We start from the raw sequence: 17131 nt of genomic DNA on the forward strand, positions 1-17131 counted from the left end.
GATGATTTCGCAAAAATGAATGCGGGATCGCTTGACACCCAATCTTGGCTTGTCATCATGTTGTCGGCGCGCAGCATGCGCGTTGCCTAATTCTAACGACGAGGATTTACACAATGAGCATCAACAAGCTGCTGGTCGCGATGTCCCTGGCTCTGGCCCTGGCCGCCTGCTCGAAGCAGGAAGCTGCCCAGGACGCCGCTGCTTCGGCCAACGAAGCCGCCACCGAAGCCCAGGCTGCTGCCGACCAGGCCGCCGCTGCCGGCGCCCAGACCGCCGACGCTGCCCAGCAGGCTGCCAACACCGCCGCCACCGCTGCTGACGCTGCGACCGACGCTGCTGCCAACACCGCTGCTGCCGCGACCGACGCTGCTGCTGGCGAAGCCAAGGACGCTGCCAAGGCTGCCGAAGCTACCGCTGAGCAGGCCAAGGACGCTGCTGAAGAAGCCAAGAAGTAATAACTTCTTTCTTCACGCTGTTCCGGAAAAGCCGCTGGTTCGCCAGCGGCTTTTTCTTTGCGCCACTGCCACCTCGCGGCGCGGGCATCGCGACCCCGCCTTCACAACGGCATGAATAGGCTGGCGTCCCCATCCATTGCAGTACCGGAGACCGCCATGAAGATTCGCCCGATCACCACCACCCTGCTGGCCGCCTCCCTGCTGCTGGCCCTGGCCGCCTGCAAGGGCCCGGAAGCCGAACAGGCCAAGCAGGACGCGCAGCAGGCCGCTGACAGCGCCGGCGCGGCTGCCCGCGATGCCGTCGACAAGGCGGCAGAAGCTACCCGTGACGCCGCCGACAAGACCGCTGCAGCCTCCGAGCAGGCCGCCGCCGATACCCAGCAGGCGCTGGACAAGGCTGCAGACGCCACCGCCAACGCTGCCGACAAGGCCAAGGACGCCGCAACCGACGCCGCCGCACACGCCAGCGACGCGACTGCCAACGCCGCACAGAAGGTGGCCGACAAGGCCCGCGATGTCGCCAATGACGCGAAGGCGAACGCCGCCAAGGAAGAAGCCAAGCACTGAGGCGTACCGGCAGCCAGGCATGGGCCCGGCGCTACAGGAAAAGCCGCGGCACTGCCGCGGCTTTTCTGCTTTTCGCTTTGCGTTTTTTCCGTTGATTCCGTGGTGGGCGCTCCTACGGCAGCGCGCGCACCAGCATCGCCGACAGATCCACGCCCGTCGGCAGGGTCCCGAACACCAGCCCATGCTCCGCTTGCAGCCGGCTGCGCACGAATGCCTCTGCCATCGGACTTTGCGCACGCAACAGCAGCGCGGCCTGCAACAACAGCACTGTGCGCTCGCAGAACAGCCGCGCCTGCGACTCATCCGGTGGCGGTGCTGCTGCCCACCGCTGCAAAGCCGCTGCGTAGCGCGCATCACGATCGGCCACCGCCGCCAGTTCAGCGCGCAGCGCCGCCAGCGCCTCCGGTTCGCGCGCCAGCGCGCGCAGCACGTCCAGACACTGGATGTTGCCGCTTCCTTCCCAGATCGAATTCAACGGTGCCTGCCGGTACAGCCGCGGCAGCATCGATTCCTCCACATAGCCCGCGCCGCCCAGGCATTCCTGTGCTTCATTGACGAAGGCCGGCGCGCGCTTGCACAACCAGTACTTGCCCAGCGCCGTCCCCACACGCGCCAACGCGGCTTCGTTGGCATCCACGCCGGCCCGGTCCACCGCACGCGCGATGCGCATCGACAGCACTGTGGCCGCTTCCGACTCCAGTGCCAGGTCGGCCAGCACATTGGTCATCAACGGATGCTCGACCAGCAGCTTGCCGAACGTGCGGCGATGACGTGCGTGATGCAGCGCCTGCGCCAGCGCCATGCGCATTTCCGCCGCCGCGCCCAGCATGCAGTCCAGGCGGGTCATCATCACCATGCCGATGATGGTGGCCACGCCCCGCCCCTCCTCGCCCACGCGCCACGCCTGTGCCCCGCAGAACTCGACTTCGCTGGAGGCATTGGCCCAATCGCCAAGCTTGTCCTTCAAGCGCATCAACCGGAATGCGTTGCGGTCGCCGTCGGCCAGCCGGCGCGGCATCAGCAGGCAGGTCAGTCCTCCCGGCGCCTGCGCCAGCACCAGGAAGCCATCGCACATCGGTGCGGAAAAGAACCACTTGTGACCGACCAGGCGATAGCGCTGGCCATCGATCGGTTCAGCGCGCGTGCTGTTGGCGCGCACATCCGAGCCTCCCTGCTTCTCGGTCATGCCCATGCCCAGCGTGATGCCGGCCTTGTCCGCCACCGGTACATCGCGCGGGTCATAGACCGGCGCTGCGGCCTTGCGCGCCCACTCGGCCAGGTGCGGCTGCGTGTGCAGCACTGCAACTGCCGCATGGGTCATCGTCAACGGGCAACTGGTGCCAGCCTCGGCCTGGTGGTGCAGGTAGCTCAACACCGCGCGCGCGACGTGCCCGCCCGGTTGCGGCTCGTGCCAGGACAACCCGGCGACCCCGTGCGATTTCGCTGTGCCCATCAACTGGTGATAGGCCGGATGGAACTCCACCGTATCGATGCGATGGCCCTGCGCATCATGCGTGCGCAGGCGCGGCCGATCGCGGTTGGCATCGAAGCCGAGCCGGTACAGTTCGTCACCCGCCAGCGCGCCATAGACCGCCAGCCGCGGCGCAAAGCCGCCAGCGCCTTCGCGCTGCACCGCCTCCATCAGCGCCACGTCATCGGTCCACAACTGGCGCCCCGCGAACGACGGCGGCTGGTTCAGCACCACATGGGTTTCGTAGGGCGCATTGCTGCTGAAGCTGGGTCCACTCATCCGGTCCGTCCTGGCGGCAAGAGATCTGCGGTTCGATTGTGCCGCATCGCCTGCCAAGCCCGTGTTCAGGCCGATTCTCACCCTGTGCACGAGCGGCCGGCCACAGTGACCGCATGGCAGTCAACGACGATCTGGTGGTCCTGCGCCCCGAAGGGCTGTACTGCGCCGCCGGTGATTTCCACATCGATCCCTGGCGACCGGTCCCGCGCGCGGTCATCACCCATGGCCACGGCGATCACGCACGCCCGGGCATGGGCGAATACCACTGCAGCGACGGCAGCCTGCCGATCCTGCGCTGGCGCCTGGGCGATGTGCCGGTGCAGGCGCATGCCGAGGGCGTGCCGTTCCGCCTGGGCCGGGTGCAGGTATCGCTGCATCCCGCCGGCCATGTACTGGGATCTTCGCAGGTGCGCATCGACGACGGGCAGCAGGTCTGGGTGGCGTCCGGCGACTACAAGCGCCAGCCTGATCCAACCTGTGCGCCGTTCGAAGTGGTGCCCTGCGATACCTTCATCACCGAGGCCACCTTTGCCCTGCCGATCTATCGTTGGCCGGACACGCCCACCGTCGCTGCGGAGATCGTGGCGTGGCGCCGCGAATGCGAACAGCGCGGCGAAGCTGCCATCCTGCTGTGCTATGCACTGGGCAAGGCGCAACGGGTACTGGCCGAACTGCTGCCGCTGGACGATCGCCCGGCCTGGCTGCACGGTGCCATCGCCAATGGTGTGGAGGTGTATCGGCAGGCCAACGTGCCAATGCTGGAGACGCTGGCGGTGGCCGAGCAGGGTCGCCAGCCGGATGCCGCCGGCCAGTTGATCCTCGCCCCGCCCTCGGCCGCCGGCACACCGTGGATGCGCCGCTTCGGCCGCTACCAGCTGGGCTTCGCCTCGGGCTGGATGCAGCTGCGCGGCAACCGGCGTCGCCGCAACGTCGATCGTGGCTTCGTCATTTCCGATCACGCCGATTGGCCCGCACTGCTGCAGACCATCGAACAGACCGGCGCGCAGCGGGTGATCGCCACCCATGGCAATACCGATGCGTTGATTCCCTTCCTGCGCGAGCGCGGCGTAGCGGCTGAAGCCTTCCGTACCGATTTCGGGAGCGAGGAATGAAGGCCTTCGCGGCGCTCTACCAGCGCCTGGACCGCAGCACCGCCACGCTGGACAAGCGTGCGGCATTGATCGATTACTTCCGCCAGGCAGGCGCGCACGATGCGGCGTGGGCGCTGTACCTGCTCAGCGGTGGCAAGGTGGGCGGCGCACGCCGCAAGATCGCCGCCAGTGGCGAACTGCGCGCCTGGATTGCCGAAGAATCCGGCTTGCCGCCATGGCTGGTGGAAGACAGCTATGCGCAGGTCGGTGACCTGGCCGAAACGTTGACCCTGCTGCTGGATGATCCATCCCAGCCGGCCGCCGACCGTGCGTTGGCGGATTGGATCGAACAGCATCTGCTGGCGGTGGCCAACCAGCCCGAAGCGGTACGCCGTGCGGCGGTCGTCGCGGGCTGGCAGCAGCTGTGCAGCAGCGAACGCCTGGTGTTCAACAAGCTGCTGACCGGCGCCCTGCGCGTTGGCGTCTCGCAGCGGCTGGTGCAGCAGGCACTGGCGGAGTGGTCCGGGCTGGACATCGCGCGCATCGCCCAGCGCATGCTTGGCGAGTGGGTGCCCTCGCCCGCACTGCTGGGCCAGCTGCTGTCGCCGGATGAGCTGCCACTGGACCGGCAGCAACCCTACCCGTTCTTCCTCGCCTCGCCACTGGAAGGCGATCCTGCCGAACGCCTCGGCCCTATCGAAGATTGGCTGCTGGAATGGAAGTGGGATGGCATCCGCCTGCAGCTGCTGCGCCGGCGCGGCGAGGTCGCATTGTGGTCACGCGGCGAAGAGCGGCTGGATGGTCGCTTCCCCGAAATCGAACAGGCGGCGATGGCGCTTCCCGATGGCTGCGTGCTGGACGGAGAGCTGCTGGCGTGGGACGAAGCCACGGACCTGCCGCGTGCATTCACCGCGCTGCAGACCCGCATCCAGCGCCGCAAGCCCGGTGCGGCTACCCTGCGCAACACGCCGGTGCGCGTGCTCGCCTATGACCTGCTGGAACACGATGGCGCGGACCTGCGTGAGTTGCCGTTGCGGGAACGGCGTGCACGGCTTGCCGACGTCGTCGGTGCCCTGGGTGATGCACGGATCCAGCTCTCACCCGACGTTGCCGCCGAAGACTGGCCGCAGGCGGCGGCGATGCGCGATGTGGCACGCGAACGTGGCGTGGAAGGGCTGATGCTGAAACGTCGTGCCTCGCCCTACCAGGCCGGGCGACGCCGCGGTGACTGGTGGAAATGGAAGGTCGATCCGCTCACCATCGATGCAGTGCTCCTGTACGCGCAGGCCGGCCATGGGCGGCGCAGCACGTTGTACACCGACTACACCTTCGGCGTCTGGGACGGCGACACGCTGGTACCGGTGGCCAAGGCCTATTCGGGCCTGGATGACAAGGAGATCCTCGCGCTTGATCGCTGGATCCGCGCCAATACCCGCGAGCGCTTTGGCCCGGTGCGCAGCGTACGCCCCGAACACGTCTTCGAACTGGGCTTCGAGGCGGTCAACCGCAGCAGCCGGCACAAGTCCGGTATCGCCGTACGCTTTCCACGCATCCTGCGCTGGCGCCACGACAAGCCAGCCAGCGAGGCCGATCAGCTGGCTACCCTGCAGGCGCTGGCGCGATGAACCGCAGCCAGGCACTACGCCGGCTGGAAGACTGGTTCGCGTCGAAAGGCTGGCGCTCGTTGCCGTTCCAGCGCGCGATGTGGCGGCACTATCTCGCCGGCGGATCCGGGTTGCTGCACACGCCCACAGGCAGCGGCAAGACACTGGCGATGTTCGGGGGACCGCTGCTGCAGGCCATGATCGACCCACCGCCTTCGCCCCGCCGCGCCGGTGCGGTACGCCCGCTGCAGGTGCTGTGGGTGACGCCCTTGCGCGCGTTGGCCAGCGACACCGCGCGTGCGCTGCAGGCCGTGGTCGATGGGTTGCAGCTTGGATGGCGTGTCGGCCTGCGCAGCGGTGACGCCAGCAACCGCGAGCGACGACAGGCACGCGAGGGCCGCATCGACGTACTGGTCACGACGCCGGAATCGCTGGCGCTGCTGTTGAGCTATCCGGATACGCTGCCGCGCATGCGCCAGCTGCGCTGCGTGGTGGTGGACGAATGGCACGAACTGCTGGGCAACAAGCGCGGCGTCCTGCTGCAGTTGAATCTGGCCGTGCTGCGCGATGCCGCGCCTGCATTGCAGCTGTGGGGGCTGTCGGCCACGCTGGGCAATCTGGATGAGGCGCGCGACGTGCTGCTGCCCGGACAGCCCGACGCGCCGATCGTGCAGGGCGTGCGCCCGCGTGCGACCACGGTGCGCAGCCTGCTGCCCGAACCCGGTGAACGCTTTCCCTGGGCCGGGCACCTGGGCCTGGCCCAACTGCCGCGGGTGCTGGACGCATTGATGCAGGCACGCAGCAGCCTGCTCTTCACCAACACCCGTGCACAGGCAGAACTGTGGCATCAGGCGCTGGCGTCGGTTTGGCCCGAGCAACACGACACGCTTGCGCTGCACCACGGTTCGCTGGATCCGGCGCTGCGCCAGCAGGTGGAGGACGGGCTGCGTGCAGGAACGCTGCGCTGCGTGGTCGCCACCTCCAGCCTCGACCTCGGCGTGGACTTTCCCGAGGTCGAACAGGTACTGCAGCTGGGCAGCCCGAAGGGCGTCGCCCGCCTGCGCCAGCGCGCCGGACGTGCGCGCCATCGTCCCGGTGCCAGTGGCGCGATCCTCTGCGTGCCGAGCCATGCGCTGGAACTGGCCGAGTACGCAGCCGTGCGTCGCGCACTGGCCGAAGGCGTGGTCGAAGCACGCAGGCCGCCGATGCTGTCGCTGGACGTTCTGGCCCAGCATGCGGTCAGCCGTGCCCTGGCCGGTGGCTTCCACGGTGATTCGCTGCTGGCGCAGGTCCGGCGCACCCATGCGTTCGCATCCCTGGCCGAGGACCAGTGGCAGGCCGTGCTGACTTTCATCGTGCAGGGGGGCCAGGCCCTGGCCCAGTACCCTGACTTCCACAAGGTCGTGCAGGACGCCGATGGCCGCTACCGGATGCACGACCGGCGCCAGGCACTACGCCACCGGCTGTCGATCGGCACCATCAGCAGCGATGGCAGCGTGCGCGTGCAGTTCCTGCGCGGGGCCGGCCTCGGCGCCGTGGAGGAACAGTTCGCCAGCCGCCTGCGCCGCGGAGACCGCTTCCAGTTCGCCGGGCGCCTGCTGGAGCTGGTGCAGCTGCGCGACATGACCGCCTTCGTGCGGCTGGCACGAGGGCGCGGTGAAGGTGTCGTGCCCCGCTGGCAGGGAGGCCAGTTGCCGCTGTCGATGGCACTCGGCGGCGAACTGGAGTCGGTGCTGTCAGGCGCCGACGACAGTGCGGAAGCGCGCTGGCTGGCACCGCTGCTGGCACTTCAGCAGCAGGTGTCGGCGCTTCCCGGCCCGGACCACGTGCTGCTGGAGGACGTACGCCGCCGCGAAGGCCAGTTCCTCTTCGTCTATCCCTTCGCCGGACGCCACGTGCACGAGGCGCTGGCTGCCCTGTTGGCACTGCGCTGCACCCGCCAGCAACGCAACAGCATCGGCTATGCCGTGAATGATCACGGCCTGGTGCTGGCACCGGCGCAGGCGATCGACCTGGACGCGGCGCAATGGCATGCGTTGTTCACCACCGATCAGCTGCTGGACGATCTGCGTGCGGCGGTGAACCTGGGCGAGCTTGCGCGGCGCCAGTTCCGTGGCATCGCGCGCGTCGCAGGCCTGCTGGTACCCAGCCTGCCGGGGGGCATGCCGCGATCGCTGCGCCAGCTGCAGGCCTCGGCGGGCCTGCTGTACGACGTATTGCGCGAGCATGACCCCGAGCACCTGCTGCTGGCGCTGGCCGAACGCGAAGTGCTGCATGACAGCCTTGACCTGCCGGGGCTGCGCCAGGTGCTGGTCCGGATCGGCGCGCGACGCATGTCGATGCAGCGCCCTGCATCGCTGACGCCCCTGGGCTTTCCACTGTGGGCCGAACGCCTGCGCGGACAGTTCAGCAACGAGGACTGGCGTACCCGCGTGCAACGCGCGGCCCAGCAGCTGGAACGTCGCCATGGCCGATGAGATACCGCTGCTGCTTGCCGGCGAACCGGTGACCCTGGCGGGCGCACGCGCACTCTACTGGCCGGCGCGGCAGGCGCTGCTGATCGCGGACCTGCACCTGGGCAAGGCCGATGTGTTCCGCCGCGCCGGCATCGCGCTGCCCAGCGGCGGAACCGGCGAAGACCTGCAACGCCTGCAGGGTCTGCTGGACAGGCACGCCTGCCGCGAACTGTGGATCCTGGGCGACATCCTGCATGGGCCGGCGCATCGCGCCGCCTGGTACCAGCAATGGCTCGGCTGGCGCGAACGCAACACCGCACTGGACGTGCATGTCCTGCGCGGAAATCATGACCGGCAGCTACCGCATGCCCAGCTGCAGGTGCAGATCCACGAGGAGGTGCGGCTGGCGCCGTTCCTGCTGCGCCATGAACCGTGCGCAGACCCGGCGTGGCACGTGGTCGCAGGCCACCTGCATCCGCAGGTCGCACTGCCCGCATTGCGCCGGCGCTTCCCGGCCTTCTGGCTGCGCGAGCGGATGACGGTCCTGCCGGCCTTTTCCGCGTTCACCGCCGGAATCGTGCCTGCTCCCGCCAGCGGCGAACAGATGATCGCCTGCGTGGAAAACGGCCTGGTGGAACTGCCAGTGGCTTGAATCAGGCCGGACGAATGTCCAGCTGCGGCATCAACTGGAACTCAGGCGTGTCAACTTCACGTCGCCGCGGCAAGGCCTGGATTGCCGCCAGCATCTCCTGTGCGCAGGCGCGGATGCGTCCGTGGTGCTCCGGCGATGCATGACTGATCAAGCTGCCCACATGGAATTCGAACACGTCCTCCAGTACGTCGGGCTGGTCCTCGTGCAGCATCTGCAACAGTCCGCGCAGCTTGCAGATTTCCGATTCCAGCTCCTCGACCGCGAACCACATGGCGTCCTCCTCTTCAACAACAGGCGGCACGTCCGGGCCGCGACAGGCCGCAACGGCAACGCCGCCCGGGCCACGCGCGATGTCAATCACGGAAAGGAAAACGGGCGACGCGCAATCGCGTGCAACCTACTTCTCGCATATACACGGTGAGGCAACCGTTAATTCGCGTGACAGCGCGCTTCACGCATTCGCAGTGATCGCGCAGATGCCAGGCATCTGCGCCCCTGCAGCCAACGCGTCGACAAATGCCGGATCCAGCGCAAGCGAACCGAACCAGCCATGCTGCGTACCGCTGAGCACGCGCAGCATGTGGCCACGCCCACCCGGCAGGCGCCCCATCGGCCCGAGCAGCACGTCGCGCGCCTTTGCCCAGGCATCGCGATCAGACTGGAACAGCGGCGTCAGCCAACGGCTCCAGCGCTGGTAGACCGCAACGTGCGCCCTGCGCTGCGCCTGGTAGGCCTGCAATGCAGCGCCTCCCCCGCCATGTGCGCGCACGGCATCGCGCAATGCCAGCGCATCGAGCAGCGCCATGTTCACGCCCTGCCCCAGCTGCGGGCTCATCGCATGTGCGGCATCGCCGGCCAGCACCATGCGGCCGCAATGCCAGCGCGTCATCACGGCGTCACGGTAGACCGCGCGCGCCAGCTGGCCGGCATCATGCAGATGCGCAAAGCGCGCGCTGGCCTGCGGCCACAGCGCGTGCAGCTCGTCCAGCCAGGGCGTCATGCCATCGGCCTGCCATCGTTCGAAGTCGGCGCGTGGCAGGCTCCAGAAGAAGCTCAGGCGCGGCGTGTCATCACCGGGCCGCGTACCGACCGGCAGCAGCCCGATCATCTTGCGCGCGGCCACGTAGCGCTGCCGCAGCTCCTGCAGGTGCGGCCAGTCCTCGGCCGGCAGCAGGCACCACAGTGCGCCCCAGGGATACACGCGGTCCAGCCCGGTGCCGCCTTCGATCGAGCCGCGCAGCGTCGAAGCCGCACCATCGGCGGCCACCACCAGGTCGAACGGCCCATGCATGCGGCCCTCACTGTCATGCAGGCGGCCCTGTGCGGCATCCACTGCGGCAATGGTGACGCCGGCATGCAGCTGGCCCGCACCCGCACGCGCCCCGTCCAGCAGCGAGAACAGCGCCCCACGCTGCATGCCGAGGCCGTGCAGGCGCGCATCCAGGCCGTCATAGCGCATGTCCATCACCGTGCGCTCGCACGGCGTATCGCCATGCAGACGGTGCACCGGCGCCGCATGCGCGCGCACGGCATCAAGCAGGCCCATCTGCCACAGCACCTGCAGGCCGCTGGGCTGCAGCAGGAAGCCGGCGCCAACCGGCCCCGGCGAGGGCACGCGTTCGAAGATCTCCACCTCGTGGCCATCACGAGAGAGCAGGATGGACAATGCCTGTCCAGCGGTGCCGTAGCCGATCACGGCGATGCGCAGTCGTTCCTTCATCGGCGCATTGTGCCCGAGCGCAAATCCGGATGGCCACCTGGAACCCTGTCCACAGCGCCGCAATGCCCGTCGCGACGCAAAAAAAACCCCGCCGAAGCGGGGTTTTCAACGCACTGTCGAGTGGATCACTCGGCCGGCGTGATGTTCGAAGCCTGGGCACCCTTCGGGCCCTGGGTCACGTCATAGGTGACACGCTGGCCTTCCTGCAGGCTGCGGAAGCCCTTGGAGTTGATGGCGGAGAAGTGCGCGAACACGTCGGCGCTGCCATCCTCCGGCGAGATGAAGCCAAATCCCTTGGCGTCGTTGAACCACTTGACGGTACCGTTCGGCATGGTGATGCGAGACCTTATGCAATGAATGGGTGGTGTACGCTGAACCCGCGCACAAGCTGAGTATGCAAAGCTTGCTCGGGGAAGACAATCACCCCCGCGCCAATTCGCCCACCAGTTCCGGAAGTCCGTTGCTGGCCGCCTGCACGTTCGCCAGTACTTCGGCCATCGTAATCTCCTCGCCATCACCGCAGCCGGCGGCCCAGTTGGCGATGATTGCCAGGCAGGCGTAATCCAGCCCCAGCTCGCGTGCCAGCGCGGCCTCCGGCATGCCGGTCATGCCTACCAGGTCGCAGCCGTCACGGCGCATGCGGGCGATCTCGGCGATGGTCTCCAGGCGCGGGCCCTGCGTCGCGCCGTAGCAGCCACCGTCATGGACCGTGACGCCGGTCACTTTCGCTGCCGCCAGGATCTTGCTGCGCAGCATCGGCGTATAGGGGTGGCCGAAATCGACGTGGACCACGTCGGTGCCTTCTTCTTCACAGATCGTGCTGATGCGGCCCCAGGTGTAGTCGATGATCTGGTCCGGGCAGGCCAGCACGCGCGGACCGAAGTCTTCGGTGATGCCACCCACCGTGTTCAATGCCAGCACGCGCTGCGCGCCCAGCTGCTGCAGCGCGGCCAGGTTGGCGCGGTAGTTGATCTTGTGCGGCGGCAGTGAGTGCCCCTCGCCATGCCGCGCCAGGAACGCCACGCGATGGCCGAGCAGCGTGCCCACGCGCACCGGGCCGGACGGGCGGCCAAAGCGGGTGTCGACCTCGTGGGTCTGCACGTCGTCGAGCTTGGCCAGGTTGTAGACACCGGTACCGCCGATCACGGCCAGGGCGATCTGTTGCATTCAAAGCACTCCATGGAAAGACGAACGCCGGCACCCGAGGATGCCGGCGGTGGAAGAAGACGCGCCGCAGGCAGCTGCGCCGTTACTCCTTCATTGCGTAGATCGCCGGCACGCAGCGCAGGGTCTCGTTGACGTCCATGCCGAAGCCGAACACGTAGCGGTCCGGCAGCTCGATGCCGGCGTAGTCGGCGGTCACGTCCGGCAGTGCGCGGTCGTGCTTCTTCACGGTCATCGCGGCGATGCGCACGTCGGTCGCGCCCTGCTCCAGGCACCAGGTGCGGACGCCCTGCAGGGTGTAGCCCTCGTCGAGGATGTCGTCGATCAGCAGCACGCGGCGGCCGAACAGCGAGGTGGCCGGCTTGTGCTTCCAGACCAGGTCTCCGCCGGTGGTTTCACCACGGTAGCGGGTCGCGTGCAGGTAATCGAACTGCACGTCCTGGCCGCGCGCGCCCAGTTCCAGCGCCAGCTGGCCGGCGAACGGCAGCGCACCATGCATGATGGACAGGAACAGCGGCACCTCGCCCTTGTAATCGCGCGCGATGGCGTCGGCGATACCAGCGATGGCCTTGTCGATGGTGGGGCGGTCGACCAGCAGGTCAGCCTGGGCCAGGGCCTGGGAAATGGTGAGGTTGGGCATCAGACGGTTCTTCCAAGGGTTTCAAGCAGACGGGATTGGGTGTCGCCATGGCGGGCGTCGGCCAGCAGGCCGTCCCAGCCGAGCGCGCCGCGGCCAAGCAGGCCCAGCAGCGCAGCAGTATTGAGGGAGCGTCCCTGCACCGCGTGCAGGGCTTCATCGACCAGTTCCGGGTGGCAGACCAGCACTACGTCGCAGCCCGCATCCAGATGCGCGTGCACGCGTGCCGGCACGCCACCGGCGCTGTGCGAGGCGGCCATGCCGATGTCATCGGAGAACACCACGCCACGGAAGCCGAGCTCGCCACGCAGGATGTCCTGGATCCAGCGCGGGGAATAGCCGGCCGGCTCCGGCGCCACCTGCGGATAGATCACGTGCGCCATCATCACCGCATCGGCACCGGCGGCGATGCCGGCCTGGAACGGCACCAGGTCCTGCCCACGCAGTTCGTCCAGCGCGCGCGGGTCGATCGCGGTATCGACGTGGGTGTCTTCCAGCACGGTGCCGTGGCCGGGGAAATGCTTGAGCGTGGCGGCCATGCCGACCGCATGCATGCCGCGCACATAGGCGGCGGTGAACGCGGCCACCACCTGCGGGTCTTCACTGAAGGCACGGTTGCCGATGGCGCGGTTGCCGCGGCCAAGGTCGACCACCGGCGCGAAACTCAGGTCGAGGCCGCTGGCACGTACTTCGCTGGCCATCAGCCAGGCATGCTGTTCGGCCAGGGCCAGCGCCTGCTGCGGGTCGGCGGCGTACAGCGCGCCGATGTCCTGCAGCGGCGGCAGCGCGCTGTAGCCCTCGCGGAAACGCTGCACACGGCCGCCTTCCTGGTCCACGCAGATCAGCTGCGGGCGTGGGGCGGCGGCACGGATCGCCGCACTCAGATCGGTCACCTGCTGGCGCGAGGCGAAGTTGCGCTTGAACAGCACCACCCCGGCCACGGCGTCGTGCTGCAGCCAGTCACGTTCTTGGGCGGTCAGTTCGGTGCCGGCAACGCCGATCAGCAGCATGGTCGATCTCCACAACGCGCGCCCGCATGGCGCAGTGCCGCATTGTCGCAGAACCGGCCGACAGGCGCAGGGGGCAGACGAAGGGGAGTGTGGGGTCAGAGCCCCTGCGGGGATCTGACCCCGGGGTCGGATTCCCGCGGGGGGCTGCCCCCGGTCTGCTCAGACCTTGCAGCCGTCCGGGCCGCAGGCCTCGTCGCCGTCAGCCGAAGCTGCCGGGGCGCCCTGTTCGGCTGCGATCTGGCGAAGGGCGTTGGCGAAGGCCTCTGGCGGCTGGGCCCCGGAAATGGCCCACTTCCCATCGATGACGAAAGTCGGCACCGAGGAAATGCCCAGTGCATGGACCTGCGCCAGCCTGGCTTCGACCTCGGCCAGGCCGCGGTCGGAGCCCAGCATCTGCGCGATTTCAGCACCGTCCAGGCCGCCAGCCACGCCGGCCTTCACCAGCACTGCAGTATCGGCCAGATTCTGGCCATGCTCGAAGTGGGCACGGAAAAGTGCTTCGCCGACCGCATCCTGCACGCCGTGCTGGCCGGCCAGCCACAACACCCGATGCGCCGGCAGCGTGGTCACCCGCACCTGGCCCTGGCTGAAATCCATCGGCAGGCCCTCGGCCCGCGCGGTGGTCTGGGTCTGGCCGAGGATCTGCTCGGTGCGCTCGACGCCACCGAACTTGCGCACATAGGCCTCGCGCAGCGGCACCGGGGTGGCGTCCGCGTCCGGGTCCAGCTGGAACGGCTGCCAGTGGATATCGAGTTCAGGCGCATTGGCGCCGAGCAACTGCACACCCTGCTGGAAGCGATGCTTGCCGATCCAGCACCAGGGGCAGACCACGTCGGAGTAGATGTCGATTCTCATCCCCACCACATGGGGCCCGCCTCCCTCGAAAAAAGGGGACGGAGGGGATTAAGTCGTTTCCAGCACAGCTGGGGTAAAGACGACTTAATCCCCTCCGTCCCCTTTTTTGGGGGCTTCACCACTGTGAATAGGGGTGACTGACCAGTGCGACGTTGTAGTAGCGCGCGTCGTCGGTGACTTCGGCACCCACCCAGTCCGGCAGTTCGATCGCCTGGTCGGCGCTGTCCAGCTCGACTTCGGCCACGACCAGGCCGGCGTTGTCGCCGAGGAACTCGTCCACCTCCCAGGTCAGGCCGGCGTGTTCGACCAGGTGGCGGCGCTTGTCGATCAGGCCACCGACGCACAGCGCCAACAGGGCGCGCGCATCCTCCACCGGGATCGGGTAGTCGAACTCCTGGCGGGTATGGCCGATGGTGCGCGACTTCAGGTTCAGCGCGGCGTGGTCGCCTTCGATGCGCACGCGCACCGAGGCGTTCTGGGTGCCGCGGTCGAGCGCGCCCATGTCGTTGATGTAGCCCTGCGCCATCGGGATCACCCGATGCGCGGCGGTGCGCCAGCCATCACTGCTGACGAGGAATTTGCGTTCGATTTCGATGCCCATCGCGCCATTATGCGCGATGGGTGATGACAACCTGTCAGCGCTTCTCGAACACCGCGATGCTTTCCACGTGCGCGGTATGCGGGAACATGTCCATGGCACCGGCGCTGACCAGGGTGAAGCCCTGTTCGTTGACCAGATAGCCGGCATCGCGCGCCAGCGAGCCCGGGTGGCAGCTGACGTAGACAATGCGCTTGAACTGCTTCAGCGGCAGCTGCTGCAGCACTTCGATCGCACCCGAGCGCGGCGGGTCCAGCAGCAGCTTGTCAAAGCCCTGGCGCATCCACGGGGTGCTGCGCTGGTCCTGGGTCAGGTCGGCGCTGAAGAACTGCGCGTTGGCCAGGCCGTTGCGCTCGGCGTTCTCACGCGCACGCGCCACCAGGCCGGCATCGCCTTCCACGCCAACCACCTCGCGCACGCGGCGCGCCAGCGGCAGGGTGAAGTTGCCCAGGCCGCAGAACAGGTCCAGTACACGCTCGTCCTCACCCGGTTCCAGCAGGTCCAGGGCGTGGGCGATCATCTTCTCGTTGAGCTTGGCATTGACCTGGATGAAGTCCAGCGGGCGGAACGCCAGCTCGACATCCCACGGCGCCAGACGGAACGACAGCGGCACACCCTGCCCGTCCAGCGGCTGCACGGTATCCACGCCGCCGGACTGCAGGTAGATCACGAAGCCATGCTGCTGGCCGAAGGCCGCCCAGGCCGCGCGGTCGGCATCGCTGAGCGGCTGCAGGTGGCGAAGGGTCAGGACCACGGCCTGGTCACCGGCGATGAATTCGATCTGCGGGATGTCACGCTTGCCATCGAGTGACTCGATGAAGGTGGACAGCGCCTCGACCTTGGTACCGATCTCGGGGATCACGGTCAGGCACTGGCTGAGGTCGGCAACGAAGCGCGGATCCTGTTCACGGAAGCCGACCAGGGTCTTGTCCTTCTTTTCGACCCGGCGCACCGAGAAACGGCCCTTGCGGCGGTAGCCCCAGCTCTCGCCGACCAGCGGCGCCAGCACGGTGCCCGGCTTCACATGGCCGATCCGCTCCAGGTTGTCCATCAGCACGCGCTGCTTGGCCACGATCTGCTGGTCTTCGTCCAGGTGCTGCAGCACGCAGCCGGCGCAGGTGCCGAAATGGGGGCACTTGGGGGTCACCCGCTGCGGCGAGGCCTGCAGCACCTCCAGGGTGCGCGCCTCGTCGAAATGGCGGCTGCGGGCAGTCTGTTCAGCCATCACCACCTCGCCGGGCAGCGCGCCGCTGACGAAGGTGACCTTGCCGCCCTCGCCTTCACGGCGGGCGACACCGCGACCATCATGGCTGAGGTCGAGGATCTCGGTCTGGAATGGGGTACGGTCAGTGCGGGAACGGGATCGGGCCACGTGGCAACAGGCTGCGGGCAAAAATGGGGGCGTATTGTCGCAGATCCTGACCGACGGGGCCTGGACCCGCTTGCGCCCGTGGCCGTCGTGCTTGATGATTGGGCCAGCTGACATGGAGGCAGCCCTGATGCAGATGACCCCGCGGGCCGCACGGCCCCGCTTCCTGCTTGTCGAGGACGACATCATCAGCCGCGGTTTTTTCAAGGCGGCGTTGGAAACGTTACCGGCGGATGTGGATACCGCAGATTCGCTGGCCAGTGCCCTGGCCAGTGCCGAACCCGGCGCGCATGATCTGTGGCTGATCGACGTCAACCTGCCGGATGGCAATGGCGCGCAACTGCTGCGTGAGCTACGCCGCTCACATCCCGACACACCGGCGCTGGCACATACGGCCGACGGCGATACCTCCATCCACGCCCGCCTGCGCGAAGCCGGTTTCAGCGACACCCTGGTCAAGCCGCTGGGCCGCGACCAGCTGCTGAAGGCCGTGCGCCGTGCGCTGGTCAACAGCCCGGCGGGAATCTTCGTGGCACAGGCCCCGGCCGCGGTCGAGCTGGCCGTTCAGGACTGGGACGAGACTGCGGCATTGGCCGCACTCAACGGCCAGCGCAACCACCTGATCGCACTGCGCGAGCTGTTCCTGGCCGAGTTGCCCGGTGTGCGCGACGCGGTCGAGCAGGCGGTGGACCAGCACGACGAGCGCCAGCTGCGCAGCCAGTTGCACCGGTTGCAGGCGAGCTGTGGCTTCGTGGGGGCGGCACGGTTGGGCCGGGCGGTGCGCCAGCTGCATCATGCACCCGAGTCCGGGCAGGCCCAGGACGGGTTCCGCGCCGCGGTAGCTGCCCTGCTGCATTGAGGGTTTTTCGGCAGGGCTGCGCCCTGCACCCGCAGAGGCTTCAAGCCAAGCCAAGGCAACAGCAACAGCAACGGCATGCATTCCGTGGGTTGGCGGTGCGGTATCGGAGGGCGGGGACGCCGTAAACCCGTCCTTGGGGGCTTGGCAGCCGCATCCATGCGGCTGACACCCCGCCCTCCGATACCGCCCCACCTCTTACAGTTTTCCGCGATCGGGTAGATCCACGCCATGCGTGGATGAATTTCTGTCAGATATCGAAATCAATCTGGGGTCGGATCCGTTTTACTTCGGAAAAAGGATACCGCCCCACCCCCGTGCCACACCAAGCCGAACACAGTCGGAGG

Annotated in this window: 17 protein-coding genes; 7 read left to right on the forward strand and 10 right to left on the reverse strand. The window is 67.8% G+C overall.

Annotated features, from left to right (window positions below):
• Positions 1 to 113: 113 nt before the first annotated feature.
• Positions 114 to 455 carry a hypothetical protein gene (locus tag AC5JLE_RS10170; protein WP_005418203.1) on the forward strand — a complete coding sequence of 114 codons (342 nt, stop codon included), beginning with the start codon at positions 114 to 116 and terminating at the stop codon, positions 453 to 455.
• 156 nt (positions 456 to 611) lie between these two features.
• Complete coding sequence (locus tag AC5JLE_RS10175; RefSeq protein WP_014647982.1) at positions 612 to 1022, forward strand: hypothetical protein; 411 nt, start codon at positions 612 to 614, stop codon at positions 1020 to 1022.
• Positions 1023 to 1134: 112 nt separating this feature from the next.
• Here the strand turns inward: AC5JLE_RS10175 and AC5JLE_RS10180 are convergent, their stop codons facing one another.
• Positions 1135 to 2772, reverse strand: a complete 1638-nt coding sequence (locus AC5JLE_RS10180; protein WP_197574748.1) for an acyl-CoA dehydrogenase family protein — start codon at positions 2770 to 2772, stop codon at positions 1135 to 1137.
• A gap of 113 nt (positions 2773 to 2885) precedes the next feature.
• On the opposite strand from AC5JLE_RS10180, the gene AC5JLE_RS10185 reads away from it, so the two are divergent.
• From AC5JLE_RS10185 to pdeM, 4 genes are read left to right on the forward strand one after another with little or no spacing between them, the layout of a single operon-like run.
• Positions 2886 to 3884, forward strand: a complete 999-nt coding sequence (locus AC5JLE_RS10185; protein WP_046431930.1) for a ligase-associated DNA damage response exonuclease — start codon at positions 2886 to 2888, stop codon at positions 3882 to 3884.
• Entirely contained in the window at positions 3881 to 5488 is a 1608-nt protein-coding gene (locus AC5JLE_RS10190; RefSeq protein WP_046431931.1) for an ATP-dependent DNA ligase, read from the forward strand. The genes AC5JLE_RS10185 and AC5JLE_RS10190 overlap by 4 nt, the downstream gene beginning before the upstream one ends.
• A complete protein-coding gene (locus AC5JLE_RS10195) occupies positions 5485 to 7944 on the forward strand; it encodes a ligase-associated DNA damage response DEXH box helicase (RefSeq protein ID WP_496065266.1) in 2460 nt (819 codons plus the stop codon). Before AC5JLE_RS10190 ends, AC5JLE_RS10195 begins: the two co-directional genes overlap by 4 nt.
• Positions 7934 to 8575, forward strand: coding sequence for a ligase-associated DNA damage response endonuclease PdeM (gene pdeM / locus AC5JLE_RS10200; protein ID WP_032959004.1), 642 nt, complete (start codon positions 7934 to 7936; stop codon positions 8573 to 8575). The genes AC5JLE_RS10195 and pdeM overlap by 11 nt, the downstream gene beginning before the upstream one ends.
• Before the next feature lies 1 nt (position 8576).
• Here the strand turns inward: pdeM and AC5JLE_RS10205 are convergent, their stop codons facing one another.
• From AC5JLE_RS10205 to rlmD, 9 genes are all read right to left on the reverse strand, one after another.
• Positions 8577 to 8846 (reverse strand): hypothetical protein, encoded by a 270-nt coding sequence (locus AC5JLE_RS10205; protein WP_014647988.1) that lies wholly within the window; start codon positions 8844 to 8846, stop codon positions 8577 to 8579.
• A gap of 180 nt (positions 8847 to 9026) precedes the next feature.
• Positions 9027 to 10295, reverse strand: coding sequence for an FAD-dependent oxidoreductase (locus AC5JLE_RS10210; RefSeq protein ID WP_496065267.1), 1269 nt, complete (start codon positions 10293 to 10295; stop codon positions 9027 to 9029).
• A 125-nt stretch (positions 10296 to 10420) separates the two neighbouring features.
• A complete protein-coding gene (locus AC5JLE_RS10215) occupies positions 10421 to 10627 on the reverse strand; it encodes a cold-shock protein (RefSeq protein ID WP_005410590.1) in 207 nt (68 codons plus the stop codon).
• An 88-nt stretch (positions 10628 to 10715) separates the two neighbouring features.
• Entirely contained in the window at positions 10716 to 11462 is a 747-nt protein-coding gene (locus tag AC5JLE_RS10220) for an S-methyl-5'-thioinosine phosphorylase (protein ID WP_006461208.1), read from the reverse strand.
• Between the two features lie 82 nt (positions 11463 to 11544).
• On the reverse strand, positions 11545 to 12099 hold the full coding sequence (locus tag AC5JLE_RS10225) for a hypoxanthine-guanine phosphoribosyltransferase (protein WP_014038078.1): 555 nt from the start codon (positions 12097 to 12099) through the stop codon (positions 11545 to 11547).
• Positions 12099 to 13106 carry a beta-N-acetylhexosaminidase gene (gene nagZ / locus AC5JLE_RS10230; protein ID WP_049404721.1) on the reverse strand — a complete coding sequence of 336 codons (1008 nt, stop codon included), beginning with the start codon at positions 13104 to 13106 and terminating at the stop codon, positions 12099 to 12101. The genes AC5JLE_RS10225 and nagZ overlap by 1 nt, the downstream gene beginning before the upstream one ends.
• Before the next feature lie 159 nt (positions 13107 to 13265).
• A complete protein-coding gene (locus tag AC5JLE_RS10235; protein WP_241884314.1) occupies positions 13266 to 13961 on the reverse strand; it encodes a DsbA family oxidoreductase in 696 nt (231 codons plus the stop codon).
• Positions 13962 to 14076: 115 nt separating this feature from the next.
• A complete protein-coding gene (locus tag AC5JLE_RS10240) occupies positions 14077 to 14562 on the reverse strand; it encodes a CYTH domain-containing protein (protein WP_496065268.1) in 486 nt (161 codons plus the stop codon).
• A 34-nt stretch (positions 14563 to 14596) separates the two neighbouring features.
• Positions 14597 to 15931 carry a 23S rRNA (uracil(1939)-C(5))-methyltransferase RlmD gene (rlmD, locus tag AC5JLE_RS10245; protein ID WP_496065269.1) on the reverse strand — a complete coding sequence of 445 codons (1335 nt, stop codon included), beginning with the start codon at positions 15929 to 15931 and terminating at the stop codon, positions 14597 to 14599.
• 127 nt (positions 15932 to 16058) lie between these two features.
• On the opposite strand from rlmD, the gene AC5JLE_RS10250 reads away from it, so the two are divergent.
• The gene (locus AC5JLE_RS10250; protein ID WP_014647994.1) at positions 16059 to 16787 is read left to right on the forward strand and encodes a response regulator; all 729 of its coding nucleotides are present in this window, start codon (positions 16059 to 16061) and stop codon (positions 16785 to 16787) included.
• Positions 16788 to 17131 lie beyond the last annotated feature (344 nt).

It is taken from the genome of Stenotrophomonas sp., assembly GCF_059505245.1.